The organism is Oxalobacteraceae bacterium OTU3CAMAD1, from assembly GCA_024123915.1.
Taxonomy (GTDB): Bacteria; Pseudomonadota; Gammaproteobacteria; order Burkholderiales; family Burkholderiaceae_D; genus Rugamonas.
The window spans coordinates 5,833,680-5,850,386 of sequence record CP099650.1 but is presented as its reverse complement, the minus strand read 5'-3'; the positions used below and the strand labels follow the sequence as shown (position 1 = coordinate 5,850,386).

The following is a 16,707-nucleotide window of genomic DNA, read 5'->3' as shown; positions in this document are numbered from 1 at the left end:
AGCGGTGGCGCATGCGTATCGCAAAATGCGCGCCGGGTTAGACTTTAGTGGTAGATCCGCGCCGCCGCCGTCCCGGGCGCCGGCGCCGGCGCGGTCAGCGGCAGCTCCAGGGTGAAGGTGGTGCCGCCGGGGGCGCTGTGGACGGTGATCTGCCCGCCCAGCAGGGACGTGACAATATTATAACTGATCGACAATCCCAGCCCGCTGCCGCCCTGGCCCAGCTTGGTGGTGAAGAACGGATCGAAGATGCGCGACATGTGCTCGGGCGCGATGCCGGCGCCGTCGTCGCCGAACACCAGGGTCACTTTGCCGTCGGCCGGCGTCGACGCCCGCAGCCACATGCGCCCGCCGCCGCCGCCGTCGCCCGGAGCGGAGCCGGCATCGCCGCCGAACGCGTGCAGCAGCGCGTTGTTGATGAAATTGGCGATGACCTGGCCCAGCGGGCCGGGATAGCTGTCCATGGCGATATCGGCCGGCACCTCGACCTCGATGCGGTGGCCGCAGGCGCGCACCCGGTTCATCATCGTGGCGATCACCTCGGCGGCCACCTGCTGCAGGTCGAAGCGGCGGCGCTGCTCGGTGGTGCGGTCGACCGCCACCTGCTTGAAGCTGTTGACCAGGTCGGCCGCGCTGGTGAGCCCGCGCATGACCAGCGCGTGCGCGGCGACGGCGTCCTCCAGGTAGGTCGACAGGTCGGAGCGGCGCAGGCCGGGGCCGTCCAGGCGCTTGGCCAGCTCTTCGGTCTTTTGGTGCAGGGTGCTGGCGATCAGCAGGCTGTTGCCGATCGGCGTGTTCAATTCGTGGGCGACGCCGGCCATCAGCGCGCCGAGCGCCGCCAGCTTTTGCTGCGACACCAGCTGCGCCTGCGCGTCCTGCAGCTGGCGGTAGGCCTGGGCGTTGTCGAGCGCGATGGCGCCGTAGGCGCACAAGGTGCGGAAGATCAGCCGTTCGCGCTCGCCGTAGGCGCGCGCGCGGGCCGCCTGCACCGTCATCACGCCCAGCGTGCGCTCGCCGACCAGCAGCGGCACGTACAACGCGCACGACATCAGTTGCGTGCCGGGCGCGAGGAAGATGTCGTCCGGGCCGGCGTCGTCGACGTAGATCTCGGCGCGCTCGCGCAGGCTGCGCGCGGCGTTGGCGCGCGGATTGTCGACGGCGATGGTGTTGCTGGCCAGCGGCACGCCGTTCTCGACGCCGAACACCCGGCTCAGGGTGTCGAAGCCGGGGTCGCACAGGTAGATGGCGAAGGTGTTGGCCGGCAGCAGCGCCTGGACGTGGGCGTTGAGCGCGGCGAAGATGGCGCCGGCGTCGAGGTGGGTGGTGATCTCGCGCCCGATCACCGACAGCCGTTCGAGGGTGGCGGTGGTTTGCAGCAGCAGCTCGGCGCGGTGGGCCTCGGACGCGGCCAGCAACCGGTGGTGCAGGCCCTCGGCGCGGGCGCGCTCGGTCTGGTGGTGCACCTGCATGGCGATGGCGCGGTTGGTGGCCTCCTGGCCGTGGGTCTTGTCGCGCGCGGCGGCCGCCGCCAGCGCCGAGGCGTAGGCCTGGGCATGGTCGCCGATGCGGGCATACTGGGCGCCCAGCGCGTCAAGCAGGTCGCCCGGCAGGGTGTAGCCGTCGATGCGCGAGGCCACCGCCAGCGCCCGGTGCAGATAGTGCAGGGTGGCGTTAGGCTCGGTCATGCCTCGTGGCGCCGGCAACGCGTGCCGCGCGTGGATCTCCGACAGCACCCGCAGCGCGGCCACGTGGTTGTCCAGGTGGTCCTGGGCGGTGGCCAGTTCGATCGCGTGCCCGGCGGCGGCCAGCGCCTCCTGCGGGCGGCCGAGGAAGCACAGCGCGTGGGCCTGGCCGCGGCGGGCGATGCTGTGCAGGTCGGCCTGGCGCAGCGCGGCGGCGCGCTGTTCCAGGCCGCTGAAGGCGTCGAACGCGGCGGCGTAGTCGGCGCGCTCGAGCGAGAGCTCGCCCAGGAAGTGCAGCGCCGAGGCGTAGCTGCGGCCGGCCGGCAGCGGCGCCAGCACCGCCAGCGCCTCGGCCAGCAGGTCGGCGCTGGCGTCGAGCCGGCCCAGGCGGCGCATGGTGTCGGCCGTGTGCGACAGGCAGGCGCCGACGCTGCGCGGCCAGCCGGTGGGGCGGGCCAGGTGGAGCGCGCGCTGCAGCCAGTCGAGCGCGGCGTGGTGGTCGTGCAGGATGGCGAAATCGAGGCCGACGTTGACGGCGGCGGTGATGGCCGCGCGCAGCTGGCCGGTGGCGCGCGCGGCCTCGTAGGCGCGGATGAAGTGGCCGGCGGCGGCGCCGTAGTGGCCACCCTGGCTGGCGCGGGTGCCGAAGTAGTCGCCGATCCACGCCGCCACGCCTTGTTCCCCCGGCGCGATCGGCGCGGCCGGTTCCACCGTGGCGCCGGCGTCGGCCACCAGATGGTGCTGGAAGTGTTGAAAGCGCGTGCCCCAGCGCAGGTCGGCCGCGCGCATGTCCTCGATGACGGCCCAGCGCGCGATGGTGGCCTCGGCGATGGAGACGCGTTCGGCGTCGCCGGCCTGGCCGGCGATGGCCGCCATGTGTTCCAGGTGGACGATGCCGCCCTGGTGATCGCCGCCGTCGATGGCGATCCACGCGCGCAGCCAGCGGGTGTCGGCGCAGCCGCGCCGGTCGCCCTGCGCGTGCAATTGGTCGGCGATGGCGGCGGCCAGGGTTTCGGCCTCCGCCAGGCGGCCCTGCAGCCAGGCCGCCTCGGCTTCCACCAGGCGCAGGCGCGCCGAGGTCAGGGTTTGCGCCTCGGGCGTCAGCGCGGTGGCCGGCAGCAGGGCTAGCCCTTCGCGGGCGAGGGCGGTGGCGCGCGCGCTGTCGCGCTGGCGCAAATGCCAGGCGAGCGGCACCAGTACCGGCAGGCGGGCCGGACCGCGCAGGGTCGGCAGGGCCGTTTCCCACTGCGATACTTCGTCGTCGAGCGCAAACATGTCCATCGATGTCCTCGAACCGCGCGTCAGATAACTGTTGATGGAAACGCACGCATAATTTCCCTTGGGAATTATAATCGCCAAACCGGATATCGTGTGCGCGGGTCGTGCAAAAGATGGACTTTGTGATGCCTCAATACTGGTTAATACAGCGTTTGTGACGATTCATGCAACAACTGGCCGTACAAGGTATGGCGCATCTTGGTGATCTTGCCCTCGGCGACAGCCGCCAGGATGGCGCATTGCGGCTCGATCAGATGCCGGCAATTGTAATATTTGCAATGTCCGAGGTAGGGCGCGAAATCGACGAAGGCGCGCTCCAGCATGCCTTCGCTGAGATGGTACAGGCCGAACTCCTGGAAGCCCGGCGAATCGATGATGGACGAACCTTCACCCAGTTCTGGCAGCTGGTATAAACGCGTGAAAGTGGTGGTGTGCTTGCCGGTGTCGAGCGCCGCCGAGATTTCGCGCACGGCGATGTCGGCGTCCGGCACCAGCAGGTTGATCAGCGACGACTTGCCCATGCCCGACTGGCCGATCAGGATCGACGACTGGCCCGCCAGGAGCGGCCTGAGAACGGCCAGCGCCTGGTCCGGGTGCGCCTTGGCCGACACCTCGTGCACAGGATAGCCGAGCGAGGCGTACGGTTGCAGCCGCTCGCGGGTGCGCGCCAGCGATTCGGTGACGTCGGTCTTGTTGAGGATCAGGCGCGCCTGGATGCCGGCCGCCTCGGCCGCCACCAGCGAGCGCGACACCAGGTCGTCGGCGAAGCCGGGCTCGGTCGCGACGACGATGAACAACTGCGTCAGGTTGGCCGCCAGCAGCTTGGATTTGTACTGGTCGGAGCGGTACAGCAGGGTCTTGCGTTCTTCGATCTTGTCGATCACGCCCTGGTCGGGCGAGGTCATGGTGACGTCGACGATGTCGCCGACGGCGACGTTGGTCTTCTTGCCGCGCGTGACGCATTGCAGCTTGACGCCGCCGGCCTCGGCCAGATAGTGGCGGCCGTGGGCGGCGATGATGGTCGCCTTGAGCTTGGTTGGTGCTTGCTGGCTCATGCGGACGCCTTGGCCAGTTGGGCGAACAGCGCGTCGGCCTTGGCCGCGCAGATGAAGTCGTTGTCCGACAGGCCGCCACGGCCATCGTTGACCGAATGGGTATCGTAGCGCACGGTGCAGTTTTTATAAGTCACGGTCATTTCCGGGTGGTGGTCTTCGGCGTGGCTCAGGTAGGCCAACGCATTGACGAAGGCCATGGTGCGATAGTAATTGAGAAAGCCGAAGGTGCGGCACAGTTTGCCGTCTTCCAGCGACCAGTCCGGCACGAGCGTTGCCATGTGCGCGGCCTCGTCGGCTGTCAGCGCTTGCTTGGCGGGCCGGCTGTGGCCCGCGAGCAGGTCAAGGAGGGTGGCGCTGGTAGCGAGGGTGGCGATCATGTTGCGGCCGCCGCGTTCAGATGCCGGATGCGCACGCTCGCCGGCGGGTGGGAGTCGTAGAACGCCGAGTGCAGCGGGTCCGGCGTCAAGGTCGAGGCGTTGTCCTCATACATCTTGACCAGCGCCGACACCAGGTCGCGCGAATCGGTGTGCTTGGCGGCGAAGGCGTCGGCCTCGAACTCGTGCTTGCGCGAGCCGATCGACGTCAGGGGGCTGAACAGGAAGGTGAACACCGGCAGCGCCAGCATGAACAGCAGCAGCACCATGGCGTCGTTGCTCTGGCCCGGCAGCAGCAGCGGATCGACACCAAGGCCGGTGTAGAACCAGACTTGGTTCTTCAGGTAGCCCAGCAGCGCCAGGAAACCGAGCGAGATGGCGAACATCATCACGATGCGCTTGATGATGTGCTTGAGCTTGAAGTGGCCCAGCTCGTGCGCCAGCACCGCCTCGATCTCCTGCGGCTGCAGGCGCGAGAGCAGGGTGTCGAAGAACACGATGCGCTTGTTGGCGCCGAAGCCGGAGAAGTAGGCGTTGCCGTGGGCGCTGCGCTTGGAGCCGTCCATCACGAACAGGCCTTTGGAGGCGAAGCCGACGCGCTTCATCAGTCCCTCGATGCGCGACTTGAGCGACTGGTCTTCCAGCGGCGTGAACTTGTTGAACATCGGCGCGATGACGGTCGGGAACAGCACCATCATCAGCAACTGGAAGCCGCTCCACACCAGCCAGGCGTAGAACCACCACAGGTCGCCCGATTTTTCCATCAGCGTCAGCATGACCCACATCAGCGGCAGTCCGATGGCCGCAGCCAGCAAGGCGCCCTTGACCATGTCGGCGAAGAACAGGCCGCGCGTCATCTTGTTAAAGCCGAAACGCTGTTCCAGGCGGAACTGCTTGTAATAGTCGAACGGCAGGTCGATCACGCCCGAGATCAGCGCGAACGCGGCCAGCAGCGCCAGTTGGTAGCCCATGCCGCCGCCAGTCAGTTTAAAGATCTCGACCGACAGCCACTGCAGGCCGCCGAGCAGCGTGAAACCGACCAGCACCAGGGTGTTGACCAGCAGGGTGAACAGGCCGAATTTGGTGCGCGCGATGGTGTAATCCGCCGCCTTCTGGTGGGCGGCGAGGGGGATTTTTTCGGCAAATTCGGCCGGCACGGCGCCGCGATGGGTCAGCACATGGCGGATATGGCGCGAGGCCAGCCAGAAGCGCACGATCAAGGTCAAAATGATGAAAGATACGAACAAAATCGAAAACGCGAGTGAATACATTCTATGCCTGTGAGAAAATGGCGGATTCGGATTAACGTGGGCTCACGCGAGCCAAGAGAGAATTATGTCACAAGCTAACGATTTGCCAGAAGGTTCCGCTCCTGCGGTCATTACCCCGCGCCAGAATGAAATGAATCTGGTCTGGGTCGATATGGAGATGACCGGTCTGGAGCCGGACACCGACCGCATCATCGAAGTGGCCGTGGTCGTCACCGACATGCACCTGAACGTGCTGGCCGAGGGTCCGGTGATGGTGGTGCACCAGAGCGACGCGGTGCTCGACGGCATGGACGCCTGGAACAAGGGCACGCACGGCCGTTCCGGCCTGATCGACAAGGTCAAGGCGTCGACGGTGACCGAGGCGCAGGCCGAGGAAGAGTTGATCAAGTTCATGAAGCAGTGGGTGCCGAAGGGCAAAGCGCCGATGTGCGGCAACACCATCGGCCAGGACCGCCGCTTCATGGTGCGTTATATGCCGAAGCTGGAGGCGTATTTCCATTATCGCAACATTGACGTATCGACGTTGAAGGAACTGGGCAAGCGCTGGAAGCCCGAGATGGTGGCTGGCTTCAAGAAGCACCAGATGCACACGGCCATGGCCGACATCATCGAATCGATCGAAGAGCTCAAGTACTACCGCGAGCATTTCATCAAGCTGTAAGGGGCGCCCGCGTCCATCGGAACAGGTTCGGTTGAACCTGTTTTTTTTCGTCCGGAGAGTAAGTCATGAAAATTTTGCAATATGTTGTTGCCGCAGCGCTGGCGCTGGTTGGCTCGACGGCCTTCGCGGCCCATTTCACGATCAAGGATTGGGAGGTTGCCTGCGACAATACGCGCGCTTGCGAGGCGGTTGGTTACCAGGCGGACGAGGGCGATAGCGCGCCGGTGGCGTTGTGGCTGGGACGTCCGGCGGGGCCGACAGGGGCCGTGGCGGCGAAACTGACCGCGATCAACCAGGATGAGACGGCGGTCGGCCCGCTGACCTTGCGGGTTGGGAAGCTGGCTTTGCCCGGTTTGACCTCGGAGGCCGAGTTGAAGCCAGCGCAGATTGCTCAGTTGCTGCCGGCGCTGCTGGATGCCGGGTACGCGGATGTCACGGACGGTAAAACCAAGTGGCGGCTGTCGCTGGCGGGCATGAAGGCGGCGTTGCTGAAGATGGATGATTTGCAGGGGCGTGTTGGTACTGTGACTGCACTGGTTAAGCCGGGTGCCAAACCGGCGAGCACGGTATTGCCGGCTGTGCCCGTGCCGGTGCTGCGCGGCTTGGCGCCGGTGGCGCAGCGCAAGCAGGATGCCGCTTTGCTGCCGATGATCACTAAGAAGTTGCCGAAGGGCGGGTGTGACGAGCAGCCGGATTTGATTGGCGGCGGTGAGTCGCAGAGCGAGATTTATCGTTTGTCGGCGTCGAAGGTGTTGTTGCTGATCGAATGCGGGCGTGGCGCCTACCAGTCCAGCTTTGCTGTGTGGACGGCCAATGACAAGGCGCCGTACGCGGCGCAGCGGGCTAAGCTGACGGACGCCGACGGCGCTCCGGACAACGAGTTGCTCAATGTGTCGTTCGACAAGGGCGAGCTGGGCAGCTTCGCGAAAGGGCGCGGACTGGGCGACTGCAACATGCAGGCGACGTGGCTGTGGACGGCGGAAGGCTTCAAGCTGTCGTCGGCGTCATCGGCGCGTTTGTGCCGTGGCGTGCCGGGTGGTTATATGCTGAGCGACTGGAGCGCGCAGGTTAAATAGCGGTGGCATCGGACGACGGAAAATTCTGAATCACGTAGGCGGATTAGCGAAGCGTAATCCGCCATGTATGCGTTGCCAGCGGCACATAGATGGCGGATTACGGCGTTCCGCCTAATCCGCCCTACGTGTCTCCTCGAGGTAGCCACGTCTGCAGGCCGCCTCATAAGTGAATCAACGCACCGTTCGTTACGGAAACGAGGAGGGCGGGTCGACGCGCCGTTCTACACTGGCCTGGATTCCAACGAACTCATCCATTGCCATGCCCCGCATCCCTCGTCCTTATCTCGCGCTTGCCGTCGCCGTGCCTGTCCTGCTGGCGCTGGCTGCCTGCTCCCCGCTGACGGCGCTCAACGCGTTGTCGCCCGGCGGCGCCTCCGAACGCACCGCTAATCTGTCGTATGGCGAGGGGCCACGCCGCATGCTCGACGTTTACCGGCCGAAAGACGCCGGCGGCAAGGCGCCGGTGGTGGTGTTTTTCTACGGCGGCAACTGGGTGGCGGGCGAACGGGCCGACTATGCGTTCGTCGGCCGGGCGCTGGCGTCGCGCGGCATTGTCGCCGTGGTCGCCGACTACCGGCTCTATCCCGAGGTGAGCTATCCCGATTTTCTGGACGACGCGGCGCAGGCCGTGGCGTGGGCCGCCAGGCAGGCCGTCCGCTACGGCGGCGATCCCAAGCGCCTGTATGTGATGGGGCACAGTTCCGGCGCGTACAATGCGGCGATGGTGGCGCTCGACGAGCGCTGGCTTAAGAAGCAGGGCATGTCCGTGCGGGATCTGCGCGGATGGATCGGCCTGGCCGGCCCGTATGACTTTTTGCCGATCGAGAATCCGACAACCAAGCCGGTGTTTCACTTCCCGGATTCGCCGCCGGAATCGCAGCCTGTGAGGCATGTGTCGGCCGCGTCGCCGCCGGCGCTGCTGATCGCGGCGCGTAGTGACAAGTTGGTGGATCCGCAGCAAAACACAGGTCATCTGGCGGAGCGGCTGCGCGCTAACCAAGTAGATGTCACAGAGCTTTATTACGACAAGGTCAGCCACACAACGCTGGTTGGCTCGATTGGTGCGCCGCTGCGCTGGCTGGCGCCCACGCTGGATGATGTGGCAGCGTTTGTCTTGCGCGACGGCGATGGACAGGGAAGCCTAAAACCATCTGAACCACGTAGGGCGGATTAGCGTAGCGTAATCCGCCAAGCTCCGTCGGCGGCTCGTGCATGGCGGATTACGGCGTTCCGCCTCATCCGCCCTACGTGTCTCCAAGGTTATATCCCCGCCTCGTTATCCCGCGAACGCCTGCCACACCAGCCACGCGTTGGCGCTGGAAATCACCGCGAACAGGAACCACGACAACCCGGTCGTCCACCATGCGTTGACGAACTCGCCCATGATGCGGCGCTGCGACGTCAGGCTGATCAGCGGATACATGGCGAACGGCAGCTGCATGCTCAGCACCACCTGGCTCAACACCAGCAGCTTGCCGACAGAATGTTCACCCAAGGTCAGCACGCCGATCATGGCCGGGATCAGCGCCAGTCCGCGCGTGAGGGCGCGTCGCTGCCAGCACGGGATCTTCATTTTCAGAAACCCTTCCATGATGACCTGGCCGGCGATGGTGCCGGTGAAGGTGGAGCTTTGTCCGGACGCGAGCAGCGCCAGCGCGAACAAGGTCGCCGCCAGCGCCGTGCCGGCCACGGGGGCGAGCAGCAGATAGGCCTCGTCGATGTCGAGCACGCGGGTGTTGCCCGGCTCGTGGAAGGCCGCCGCCGCCAGCACCAGGATGGAGCCGTTGATCAGCAACGCCAGCAGCAGCGAGACGACAGTGTCGATGCGCGACAGGCCGATCGCCTCGCGCTTGGCGCTGGCCTTTTGCGACACCACGCGCGTTTGCACCACGGATGAGTGCAAGTACAGATTGTGCGGCATCACGGTCGCGCCGAGGATGCCGATGGCCAGGTACAGCGGCTCACGCGACGACAGGGTCGACAGCGACGGCACCAGTCCGGCCATGACGGCATTCCAGTCCGGCTTGACGAAAATGAGCTCGGTGAACAGGCAGGTGGCCACCGTCAGGATCAGCGCCAGCACGATCGCCTCGATCTGGCGGAAGCCCTTGCCTTTCAGGCCAAGGATGAGCAGCGTGTCGAGCGCGGTGAGTGCCACGCCGGTCGGCAGCGACACGCCCAGCAGCAGCTTGAACGCCAGCGCGCAGCCGAGCACCTCGGCCAGGTCGCAGGCGATGATGGAAATTTCTGCGAAGCCCCACAATGTCTTGGCCACCGGCGGCTTGTACTGCTCGCGGCAATGCACCGCCAGGTCCTTGCCGGTGACGATGCCCAGGCGCATGCTCAAACATTGCAGCACGATGGCGGCCAGACTCGACAGCACCACCACGAACAAGAGCTGGTAGCCGAACTGCGAGCCGCCCTGGATGGCCGTGGCCCAGTTGCCCGGGTCCATGTAGCCGACCGAGACCAGCAGGCCGGGACCGGCGAAGCGCAGCACTTTCTTCCAGAACGGATCGCCCTCTGGCACCTGGACGGTGCCGGCCACTTCCGACGGGCAGAACGGCGCCGTGGCCGTGGTGGGGAGCTTGAAGGGCAGTGAGAACATGGGCATCCTGACAATGAATGCCCAAATTCTACTTGAGTTGGTGCAACTTTGTCCCTATCCCTTGCGGAGCGGATAGGGATGGCATGGCCTTATTCGGCCGCGTCGTTGGCGGCTTCGTCGCCGTGGCACTTCTTGTACTTCTTGCCGCTGCCGCAAGGGCAGTCGTCGTTGCGGCCGACTTTAGGCTCGTCGCGCTTGACGGTGGCCACCGGCGCTTTGCGGCGCGGCACCCAGAACTTGTAGATCAGCGGCAGGTTCGCTTCCAGGTCCTGGGCCAGCTTGTGGGCCTTGACCGGATCTTCGACCAGCGGCAGTTCCTCTTCCTCGATCTCGTCGGCGCCCAGCAGGTAGATCGGCTTCATCAGTTCCTGCACGTCCGAATCCCAGATTTCCTGCCACGAGCCCGGGCGCAGTTCCATGCCTTCCCAGAAGCCCCAGCACCACGCTTCCGCGTCGATCAGGGTCTGGCCTTCGTGCTCATGCTCGACGAACAGCGGCTCGAACTCCTTCGGCGCCACTTCAAACGTCACCAGCACTTCGTTCATGAAGCGCATGATCAGGTTGAGGATGCGCTCCTCTTCCTTCGGGTTCTTGAATTTCGGGACGTCGGCTTCCTCCTGGCCCCACACGCGCTTGAGCCACTCGGCCGGCATGATGGTTTCCGGGCCGATGGCGATGGCGGTCAGGTAACCGTGCAGCATGTCCATCGTCATCGCGTCCTCGGGGCTGCGCTCCGATAACAGGAAATTGTCTAATTCGTCGAATTCTTTGTCGCTCAGTGGCTGGTCGAGTTGCATGGCTTGCTCTTTTTATTGGGTTGAAGGCGACAGTATACACGTCGCGCCCCGTACAATGCGGGGATGAACCAAGATAACCAAGATCATTTAGACGACGAAGAAGAAGACGCCCGCGCCGCCGCGCTGGCCGCCGCCATGGCCGGGCCGCAGGGCGGCGCCGACGGCGGCGATTTCGCCGAGCTGGACGGCGCCGCCGCGCCGGTGCACGTGCCGCACCCGTATTCCGCTCTCAATCCCGAATGCGTGCTCGATGCGCTCGACAGCATCGGCCTGCGCGGCGATGGCCGACTGCTGGCGCTGAACAGCTATGAAAACCGCGTCTACCAGGTTGGCATCGAGGACTCGCTGCCGCTGGTGGTCAAGTTCTATCGTCCGGGACGCTGGAGCGACGCCGCCATCCTGGAGGAGCACGCCTTTACCGAGGAGTTGGCAGCGCGCGAAATTCCGGTGGTGCCGGCGCTGGCGCTGGACGGCCGGACTTTGCACCAATTTAACGGCTTCCGCTTTGCCGTCTTCACCCGCCACGGCGGCCGCGCGCCGGAATTGAGCGATCCGTCGGTGCTGGAGTGGACCGGGCGTTTCATCGCCCGCATTCACGCCGTCGGCGCGGTCAAGCCGTATCTGGAGCGGCCCGCGCTCGACATCGCCACGTTCGGCACCGAGCCTTGCGAATTCTTGCAGACCAATCAATTCATTCCGGCGGATCTGCGGGAGGCGTACGCCAGCGTTTCGGAGCAGGCGCTGGACGGCGTGCGGCGCGCGTACGACAGGGCGGGGGAGTTGCCGCAACTGCGTCTGCATGGCGATTGCCATGGTGGCAACGTCTTGTGGACCGATGCCGGGCCGCACTTCGTCGACTTCGACGACAGCCGCATGGGACCGGCGATCCAGGATTTGTGGATGATGCTGTCCGGCGAGCGGGCCGAGCAGGTGCGTCAGATGTGCGACATCCTGGCCGGATATGAGGATTTCTGCGAATTCAACCCGCGCCAGTTGCATCTGGTCGAGGCGTTGCGCACGTTGCGGTTGATCCACTACTCGGCGTGGCTGGCGCGGCGCTGGGACGACCCGGCCTTCCCGGCCGCGTTCCCGTGGTTTAATACACAACGTTACTGGCAAGACCGCATCCTCGAATTGCGCGAGCAGGTCGCGTTGATGGAAGAGCCGCCGTTGCCGGTTTGATATGTAACCCAAACCCGTCAACCATGCCGCCTTGAGGCCCGCGCCCCGGGTTTGGGGTCGTACCCCAAGGGGTACGACGGGGACGCCGAGTCCCCGCCTGGCTGTGCGGGTTTGGCATGGCTGCGTGGGGTTAAACCGGAATAAGCGGGTTTTCCCCCCTCTGCTTGCTGTTCGGCCCGCATGTTCGCTGTTTGATAATGAGAGCTCAGAAGTCCCGTCGTGTGCCGGGACGCATCCTCTAGCGAGAAATCTCATGCAAGCAGAACTGGCTCAACGCGAAAGCGCAATCGAAGACGTCCAATTGGGCGTGGCTTTTTCCGCCGATACCGTTCCCACCGTTGTCTTGCATGACCCGGATGAGCCTGCCAACAAGGAGCCGACTCCGCGCGCGGCGATGGAAATGAAGGCCATCCAGGAAGCCATCGCCCGCGTCGAAGCCGAGGCCAAGGCCGCCTGCGCCGCCGAAAACCGCGCCCACGCCGAAGCCCGCGCCCGCTCGCTGGCCGAGGACCGCGCCGCCATCGACGCTGCCGCCGCCGCCGTCGCCCAGCAAAACGCCCAGGCCTCGGAAGAAGCCATCGCCGCCAACCGCGACCGCCTCGAATCGCTGCGCGCCGCCGCCCAGGCCAGCGTCGCCCGCCTGGATGCCGTGAAACAGGAAACCGCCGAGTTGCGCGCCCGCGTCGAAGCCGACACCCAAATCCGCCTGGCCGCCGAAACGCGCGCCAAGGCAGAAAACGAAAGCCGCCAGCGCGCCTTCGAGCAGATCGCCGCCGAATCGGAGCTCGCCGAGCAGGCCGCGCGCGCCGCCGAGGAACTGCAAGCCCAAACCGAACAAGCCCGCATCCAAGCGGTCGAGCGCGTCGCCGCCGTGCAGGCCGCCAAGGATGAAGTGGTCGGCATCGCCAGCGCCGACGCCCGCGTCGCCACCATGGCGCGCGAACGCGAGCGCCAGGCCTACGCCGCGCGCCAGACCGCGCAAATGCTGGTCCAGGCCGAGGCCGAAGCGCTGGACTTGACCGTCCAGCGCGAGCGCGCCGACCAGATCGCCCTCGAATCGGCTTTCAACCGCGCCGCCGCCGAAGTGCGCGCGCTGGAAGAAGCGCGCGCGCTGGCCCATCTGGAACAGGAGCGCGAGCAGATCGCCCTGGCCAAAGCCGAATCCGAACGCAGCGCCGCGCAGTCGCTGCACCTGCGCCTGCAAACCGAAAAGGAAATCCGCGACGCCGCGATCCACCGCGAACGCCTGGAAATGGTGGCCGCCGCCAGCGCCAAGGCGCGCCGCGACGCCGACGCCAGCATCATGGCCGCCACCGAAGCGCGCATCGAAGTCGACAGCCAGCTGCGCGCCGTCGCGCTGGCCCGCGTGCAGGCCGAGCAGGAAGCCGAGCTGAGCACCCACGCCAAGGTCGAAGCCGAGTCGCTGGCGCTGGCGCAAGCCAAGCAGCGCCAGGCGGCGGACGAGGTCGCCGCCGAGGCGGCCCGCGTCGAGACCCAGGAACAGCAGCGCGCCGCCGCGCTGGCCGAGGAGCGCGCCGCATTGTCGCGCACGGCCGCCGAGCTGGCCGCCAGCGTCAATACCGCCGAGCAAGCGGAAGTGGCCACGATCGCGCGCCAGGTCGAGGCGCAACGCCAGGCCGACGCGCTGGCCAGGCAAAAGGCCGGTCAGGCCGAGGTGTTGCTGCAAGCCGAGCAGGCGCGCGCCGCCGACGAGCAGCAAGCCATCGCCGCGCTCAAGGAAAAATTGGCGGCCGAGGAGGGCGCCAGCGCCGCCGCCAAGCAGCGCGTCGCCGCCGAGCGCGCGCAGACCGAAGCGCTGCGCCAGCAACAGGAAGCCGAGCAGCGCCTGGCCGCCGCCGCCGACAAGCAAGCCGAAGCCGCAAACGTGATCGCCGCGCAGGTGGCTTTGGAAGCCGGGCAGCAGGCCACAGCCGCGCAGGCGCTGGCCGCGCAGGCGCGCCTGGCCGTGGAATTGGGCGTGGTGCATGCAGAGCGCGCCCGGATCGAGCAGGACAAGGCGGCAGCCGCCGAAGCGCTGTTGCAGGCCGAGCGTGAATTCATCGAGACCGAGCGCGAGTCGCTGGCGCTGATCGAGCAGAAGCTGGCGCAGCAACGCTTGACGACGGCGTCGGAAGTGCGTGCTTCGAAGGCGATCGCCGGGCGTTTGGAGGCGGAGCGGCAGGTTGCCGAGGCGGCGCGTCAGCGTGCCGACGCGGAGCAGGCGGAAACGGATGCGATGACGCAGCGCGCGCAGGCTGAGCAGGCCGCGGCGCAAGCGGCGGTGGACAAGGCAGCCGGTCAGTTGGCGTTGCTGGAAACTGCCAAGGCGTATGCCGGCATGCAGCGCAAAGTGGCCGACACGACGGCCGCGATGACCGCCGCCAAGCAGAAGCTGTTGGATTTGGAAACCCGCCGTCATGGCGCGGTGCAGAAGGCGCTGGCAACGGTGCAGGCCAAGGTGGATGCTGCCGAAGGCGCCGTGGTCGAAACCTTGGACGCGGCCCGCGCCCGCAAGGAAGCGCGTCAGGCCCAGCCGGTGTGGCGCGCACGCTGATACAGAACAGTGGCGATACGGGGAGACACGTAGGGCGGATTAGGCGGAACGCCGTAATCGGCCATGGTTACGCCGTCGGCGGCGCATAAATGGCCGATTACGCTTCGCTAATCCGCCCTACGTGTTTTAGAACTGTTATTGCTGTACTTGCACTTTGGTGATGTAATACTCCGTCTCGCCGAAGCACTGCGTCGGCACCCCCTTGTGCTGCGAGTAGCTCAAAATCACGCGCTTGCCGGTGGCGTCGGTCAATTGCTTGGCCACATTCTCATCGCGCACGCTGAACTCGAACTTCTCCGGTATCGCACCCGGCATCGAGGTCAGCAAAATCTCCCCTTCCCAGGTCTTGCAGATCCAGCCACGGGTGGAGAACTTTTGCAGGTAGCCCGCGCGCTCGCCATCCGAATAGGAAATATGCAACATCGCCCAGGTATAGGCGACGAAGACCAGCAGGGTGGCAGCCACCAGGGCGATGAAATACAGAACGATACGCGATGATTTTGTCATAAGTAAGCCGGTTGAATATCCAGGTAAGTCCGCAATGTTTTCAATCTTATCATGCGGGGTGCAGTCGCTTGTGACGTATTGACGACCACAGCGATACGGCGATGAACGCCACCCCGGACAGGCCCGTGAACCACTCCGGGATATGGTATTTGACACTGGCCAGCATGATCAGTGCCAAAATACCGATCGCATAGTGCGCGCCGTGTTCCAGATAGACATATTCGTCCAGTGTGCCCTTGTGCACCAGGAACACCGTCAGCGAGCGCACGAACATGGCGCCGATCGCCAGGCCCAACATGATGATGACGACATCTTTGGTGATGGCGAACGCGCCGATCACGCCGTCAAAGCTGAACGACGCGTCCAGCACCTCCAGATACAGGAAGCCGCCGATGCTGCCGCGCGACACGGCCGAAACGACCGCGCCGACGCCGGCCTCGGTGGTGTCGCCGTCCTCGGCCGGCGGATCTTCCTCCAGCAGGCTGCTGATCCAGCCCACCGCCAGATACACCAGCACGCCGACCACGCCGGCGGTCAGCACGCTCAATTTCTCCGTTTCCGGCACCAGATAGACGCAGCCGAACACCGTCGCCAGGGCCAACAGCACGGCCAGGCTCTCGGTGCCGTGCTCGCCCAGCTTGGCCTCGATCCAGCCGAGCCAGTGCAGCTCTTTTTCCTCGTCGAACAGGAAATTGAGGAACACCAGCAACAGGAAAGCGCCGCCGAAGGCCGCCACCTGGGCGTGCGCGCCGGTCAGATAGCGGGAATATTCGTCCGGATTCTTGGTGGCCATGGTCCACACGTCCATCAAGCCCAGGCCGGTGGCCATGGATACGATCAGCAGCGGAAACACCAGCCGCATGCCGAACACCGCGACCAGGATACCGACCGTCAGGAACAGCTTGCGCCAGAATTCGTTCCAGTGGCGCAGCACGGAGGCGTTGACCACGGCATTGTCGAACGACAGCGACACTTCCATGATGCCCAGCACTGTGCAAATCCACAACGCTTGCAGCAGGCCGGAGCTGCCGCCGTGGCTGAAGCCCCACCAGCCGGCCAGGCCCAGGAGGATGAAGGTGACTATGAAGGAGACGCCGAAATGTCGCATAATTGTCTTTATGGAAATGATGTGATGTATTGAATTTTAGCTGACTTGCTTCCGCCACTGTGAACCCATCTGCGATAATTGCGCCACAAAAATGCAAAGGAATTCCGGATGGACATCGCTTACCTCGTCACGCCCCTGATCACCTGGGTCACCGTCGGCCCGATCAAGTTTCTTATTAATAGCGCCAAGGCGCGCAAATGGGCCTTCAATCTGGTCGGCAACGGCGGCTTTCCGAGCAACCACAGCGCGGTGGTGTCCAGCATGGCGACCCTGATCGCGCTGCGCGAGGGCATCGGGCATCCGGCGTTCGGGGTTGCCGTGGCCTTGTGCTTCATCGTCGTCATCGACGCCAACAGCTTGCGCCAGCACGTCGGCAAGCAGGCCGCCGCTATTAACAGGCTGGCGTCGGCGGAAAGCCGGCCAGCCGCCGTGCCCGCCGGCCACACCTGGCTGCGCGAACGCATGGGCCACACGGTGGTCGAGATCATCGGCGGCCTGTGCACCGGGATCGCGATCGCGCACGCCATCCACGCCATTTTCGGCCGCGGTTGATTTTG

Annotated in this window: 14 protein-coding genes; 6 read left to right on the top strand and 8 right to left on the bottom strand. The window is 65.4% G+C overall.

Annotated features, from left to right (window positions below; genetic code table 11):
* Positions 1–44 precede the first annotated feature (44 nt).
* From NHH88_24955 to NHH88_24940, 4 genes are all read right to left on the bottom strand, one after another.
* Positions 45–2,960, bottom strand: a complete 2,916-nt coding sequence (locus NHH88_24955; GenBank protein USX12897.1) for an ATP-binding protein — start codon at positions 2,958–2,960, stop codon at positions 45–47.
* Positions 2,961–3,097: 137 nt separating this feature from the next.
* Positions 3,098–4,012, bottom strand: a complete 915-nt coding sequence (gene rsgA, locus NHH88_24950) for a ribosome small subunit-dependent GTPase A (protein ID USX12896.1) — start codon at positions 4,010–4,012, stop codon at positions 3,098–3,100.
* Positions 4,009–4,389 carry a 4a-hydroxytetrahydrobiopterin dehydratase gene (locus NHH88_24945; protein ID USX12895.1) on the bottom strand — a complete coding sequence of 127 codons (381 nt, stop codon included), beginning with the start codon at positions 4,387–4,389 and terminating at the stop codon, positions 4,009–4,011. Before NHH88_24945 ends, rsgA begins: the two co-directional genes overlap by 4 nt.
* Complete coding sequence (locus NHH88_24940) at positions 4,386–5,657, bottom strand: M48 family metallopeptidase (GenBank protein ID USX12894.1); 1,272 nt, start codon at positions 5,655–5,657, stop codon at positions 4,386–4,388. The genes NHH88_24945 and NHH88_24940 overlap by 4 nt, the downstream gene beginning before the upstream one ends.
* Before the next feature lie 64 nt (positions 5,658–5,721).
* On the opposite strand from NHH88_24940, the gene orn reads away from it, so the two are divergent.
* The 3 genes from orn to NHH88_24925 all read left to right on the top strand — a co-directional run bounded on the left by orn (position 5,722) and on the right by NHH88_24925 (position 8,568).
* A complete protein-coding gene (orn, locus tag NHH88_24935) occupies positions 5,722–6,318 on the top strand; it encodes an oligoribonuclease (protein ID USX12893.1) in 597 nt (198 codons plus the stop codon).
* A 65-nt stretch (positions 6,319–6,383) separates the two neighbouring features.
* Positions 6,384–7,394 (top strand): DUF1176 domain-containing protein, encoded by a 1,011-nt coding sequence (locus NHH88_24930; protein ID USX12892.1) that lies wholly within the window; start codon positions 6,384–6,386, stop codon positions 7,392–7,394.
* 259 nt (positions 7,395–7,653) lie between these two features.
* Positions 7,654–8,568, top strand: coding sequence for an alpha/beta hydrolase (locus tag NHH88_24925; protein ID USX17425.1), 915 nt, complete (start codon positions 7,654–7,656; stop codon positions 8,566–8,568).
* A 102-nt stretch (positions 8,569–8,670) separates the two neighbouring features.
* On the opposite strand, the gene NHH88_24920 is transcribed toward NHH88_24925, so the two are convergent.
* Both NHH88_24920 and NHH88_24915 read right to left on the bottom strand, forming a co-directional pair.
* On the bottom strand, positions 8,671–10,002 hold the full coding sequence (locus NHH88_24920) for an Nramp family divalent metal transporter (protein USX12891.1): 1,332 nt from the start codon (positions 10,000–10,002) through the stop codon (positions 8,671–8,673).
* An 89-nt stretch (positions 10,003–10,091) separates the two neighbouring features.
* A complete protein-coding gene (locus NHH88_24915; protein ID USX12890.1) occupies positions 10,092–10,799 on the bottom strand; it encodes a UPF0149 family protein in 708 nt (235 codons plus the stop codon).
* Between the two features lie 63 nt (positions 10,800–10,862).
* Between NHH88_24915 and NHH88_24910 the strand changes: the two genes are divergently transcribed.
* Positions 10,863–11,981 carry a serine/threonine protein kinase gene (locus NHH88_24910; GenBank protein ID USX12889.1) on the top strand — a complete coding sequence of 373 codons (1,119 nt, stop codon included), beginning with the start codon at positions 10,863–10,865 and terminating at the stop codon, positions 11,979–11,981.
* A 253-nt stretch (positions 11,982–12,234) separates the two neighbouring features.
* Positions 12,235–14,535, top strand: coding sequence for a hypothetical protein (locus tag NHH88_24905; GenBank protein USX12888.1), 2,301 nt, complete (start codon positions 12,235–12,237; stop codon positions 14,533–14,535).
* A gap of 135 nt (positions 14,536–14,670) precedes the next feature.
* On the opposite strand, the gene NHH88_24900 is transcribed toward NHH88_24905, so the two are convergent.
* A complete protein-coding gene (locus tag NHH88_24900; GenBank protein ID USX12887.1) occupies positions 14,671–15,042 on the bottom strand; it encodes a hypothetical protein in 372 nt (123 codons plus the stop codon).
* A 49-nt stretch (positions 15,043–15,091) separates the two neighbouring features.
* Positions 15,092–16,150 (bottom strand): DUF475 domain-containing protein, encoded by a 1,059-nt coding sequence (locus NHH88_24895; GenBank protein USX12886.1) that lies wholly within the window; start codon positions 16,148–16,150, stop codon positions 15,092–15,094.
* Between the two features lie 108 nt (positions 16,151–16,258).
* Between NHH88_24895 and NHH88_24890 the strand changes: the two genes are divergently transcribed.
* Positions 16,259–16,702, top strand: coding sequence for a divergent PAP2 family protein (locus tag NHH88_24890; GenBank protein USX12885.1), 444 nt, complete (start codon positions 16,259–16,261; stop codon positions 16,700–16,702).
* Positions 16,703–16,707: the final 5 nt, after the last annotated feature.

Coding starts and splice junctions, on each gene's coding strand:
- NHH88_24930 (USX12892.1), top strand. CDS start 6,384: ATGAAAATTTTGCAATATGTTGTTGCCGCAGCGCTGGCGCTGGTTGGC.
- NHH88_24895 (USX12886.1), bottom strand. CDS start 16,150: ATGCGACATTTCGGCGTCTCCTTCATAGTCACCTTCATCCTCCTGGGC.
- NHH88_24900 (USX12887.1), bottom strand. CDS start 15,042: ATGACAAAATCATCGCGTATCGTTCTGTATTTCATCGCCCTGGTGGCT.
- NHH88_24890 (USX12885.1), top strand. CDS start 16,259: ATGGACATCGCTTACCTCGTCACGCCCCTGATCACCTGGGTCACCGTC.
- NHH88_24920 (USX12891.1), bottom strand. CDS start 10,002: ATGTTCTCACTGCCCTTCAAGCTCCCCACCACGGCCACGGCGCCGTTC.
- NHH88_24945 (USX12895.1), bottom strand. CDS start 4,389: ATGATCGCCACCCTCGCTACCAGCGCCACCCTCCTTGACCTGCTCGCG.
- rsgA (USX12896.1), bottom strand. CDS start 4,012: ATGAGCCAGCAAGCACCAACCAAGCTCAAGGCGACCATCATCGCCGCC.
- NHH88_24940 (USX12894.1), bottom strand. CDS start 5,657: ATGTATTCACTCGCGTTTTCGATTTTGTTCGTATCTTTCATCATTTTG.
- NHH88_24915 (USX12890.1), bottom strand. CDS start 10,799: ATGCAACTCGACCAGCCACTGAGCGACAAAGAATTCGACGAATTAGAC.
- NHH88_24955 (USX12897.1), bottom strand. CDS start 2,960: ATGGACATGTTTGCGCTCGACGACGAAGTATCGCAGTGGGAAACGGCC.
- NHH88_24910 (USX12889.1), top strand. CDS start 10,863: ATGAACCAAGATAACCAAGATCATTTAGACGACGAAGAAGAAGACGCC.
- orn (USX12893.1), top strand. CDS start 5,722: ATGTCACAAGCTAACGATTTGCCAGAAGGTTCCGCTCCTGCGGTCATT.
- NHH88_24905 (USX12888.1), top strand. CDS start 12,235: ATGCAAGCAGAACTGGCTCAACGCGAAAGCGCAATCGAAGACGTCCAA.
- NHH88_24925 (USX17425.1), top strand. CDS start 7,654: ATGCCCCGCATCCCTCGTCCTTATCTCGCGCTTGCCGTCGCCGTGCCT.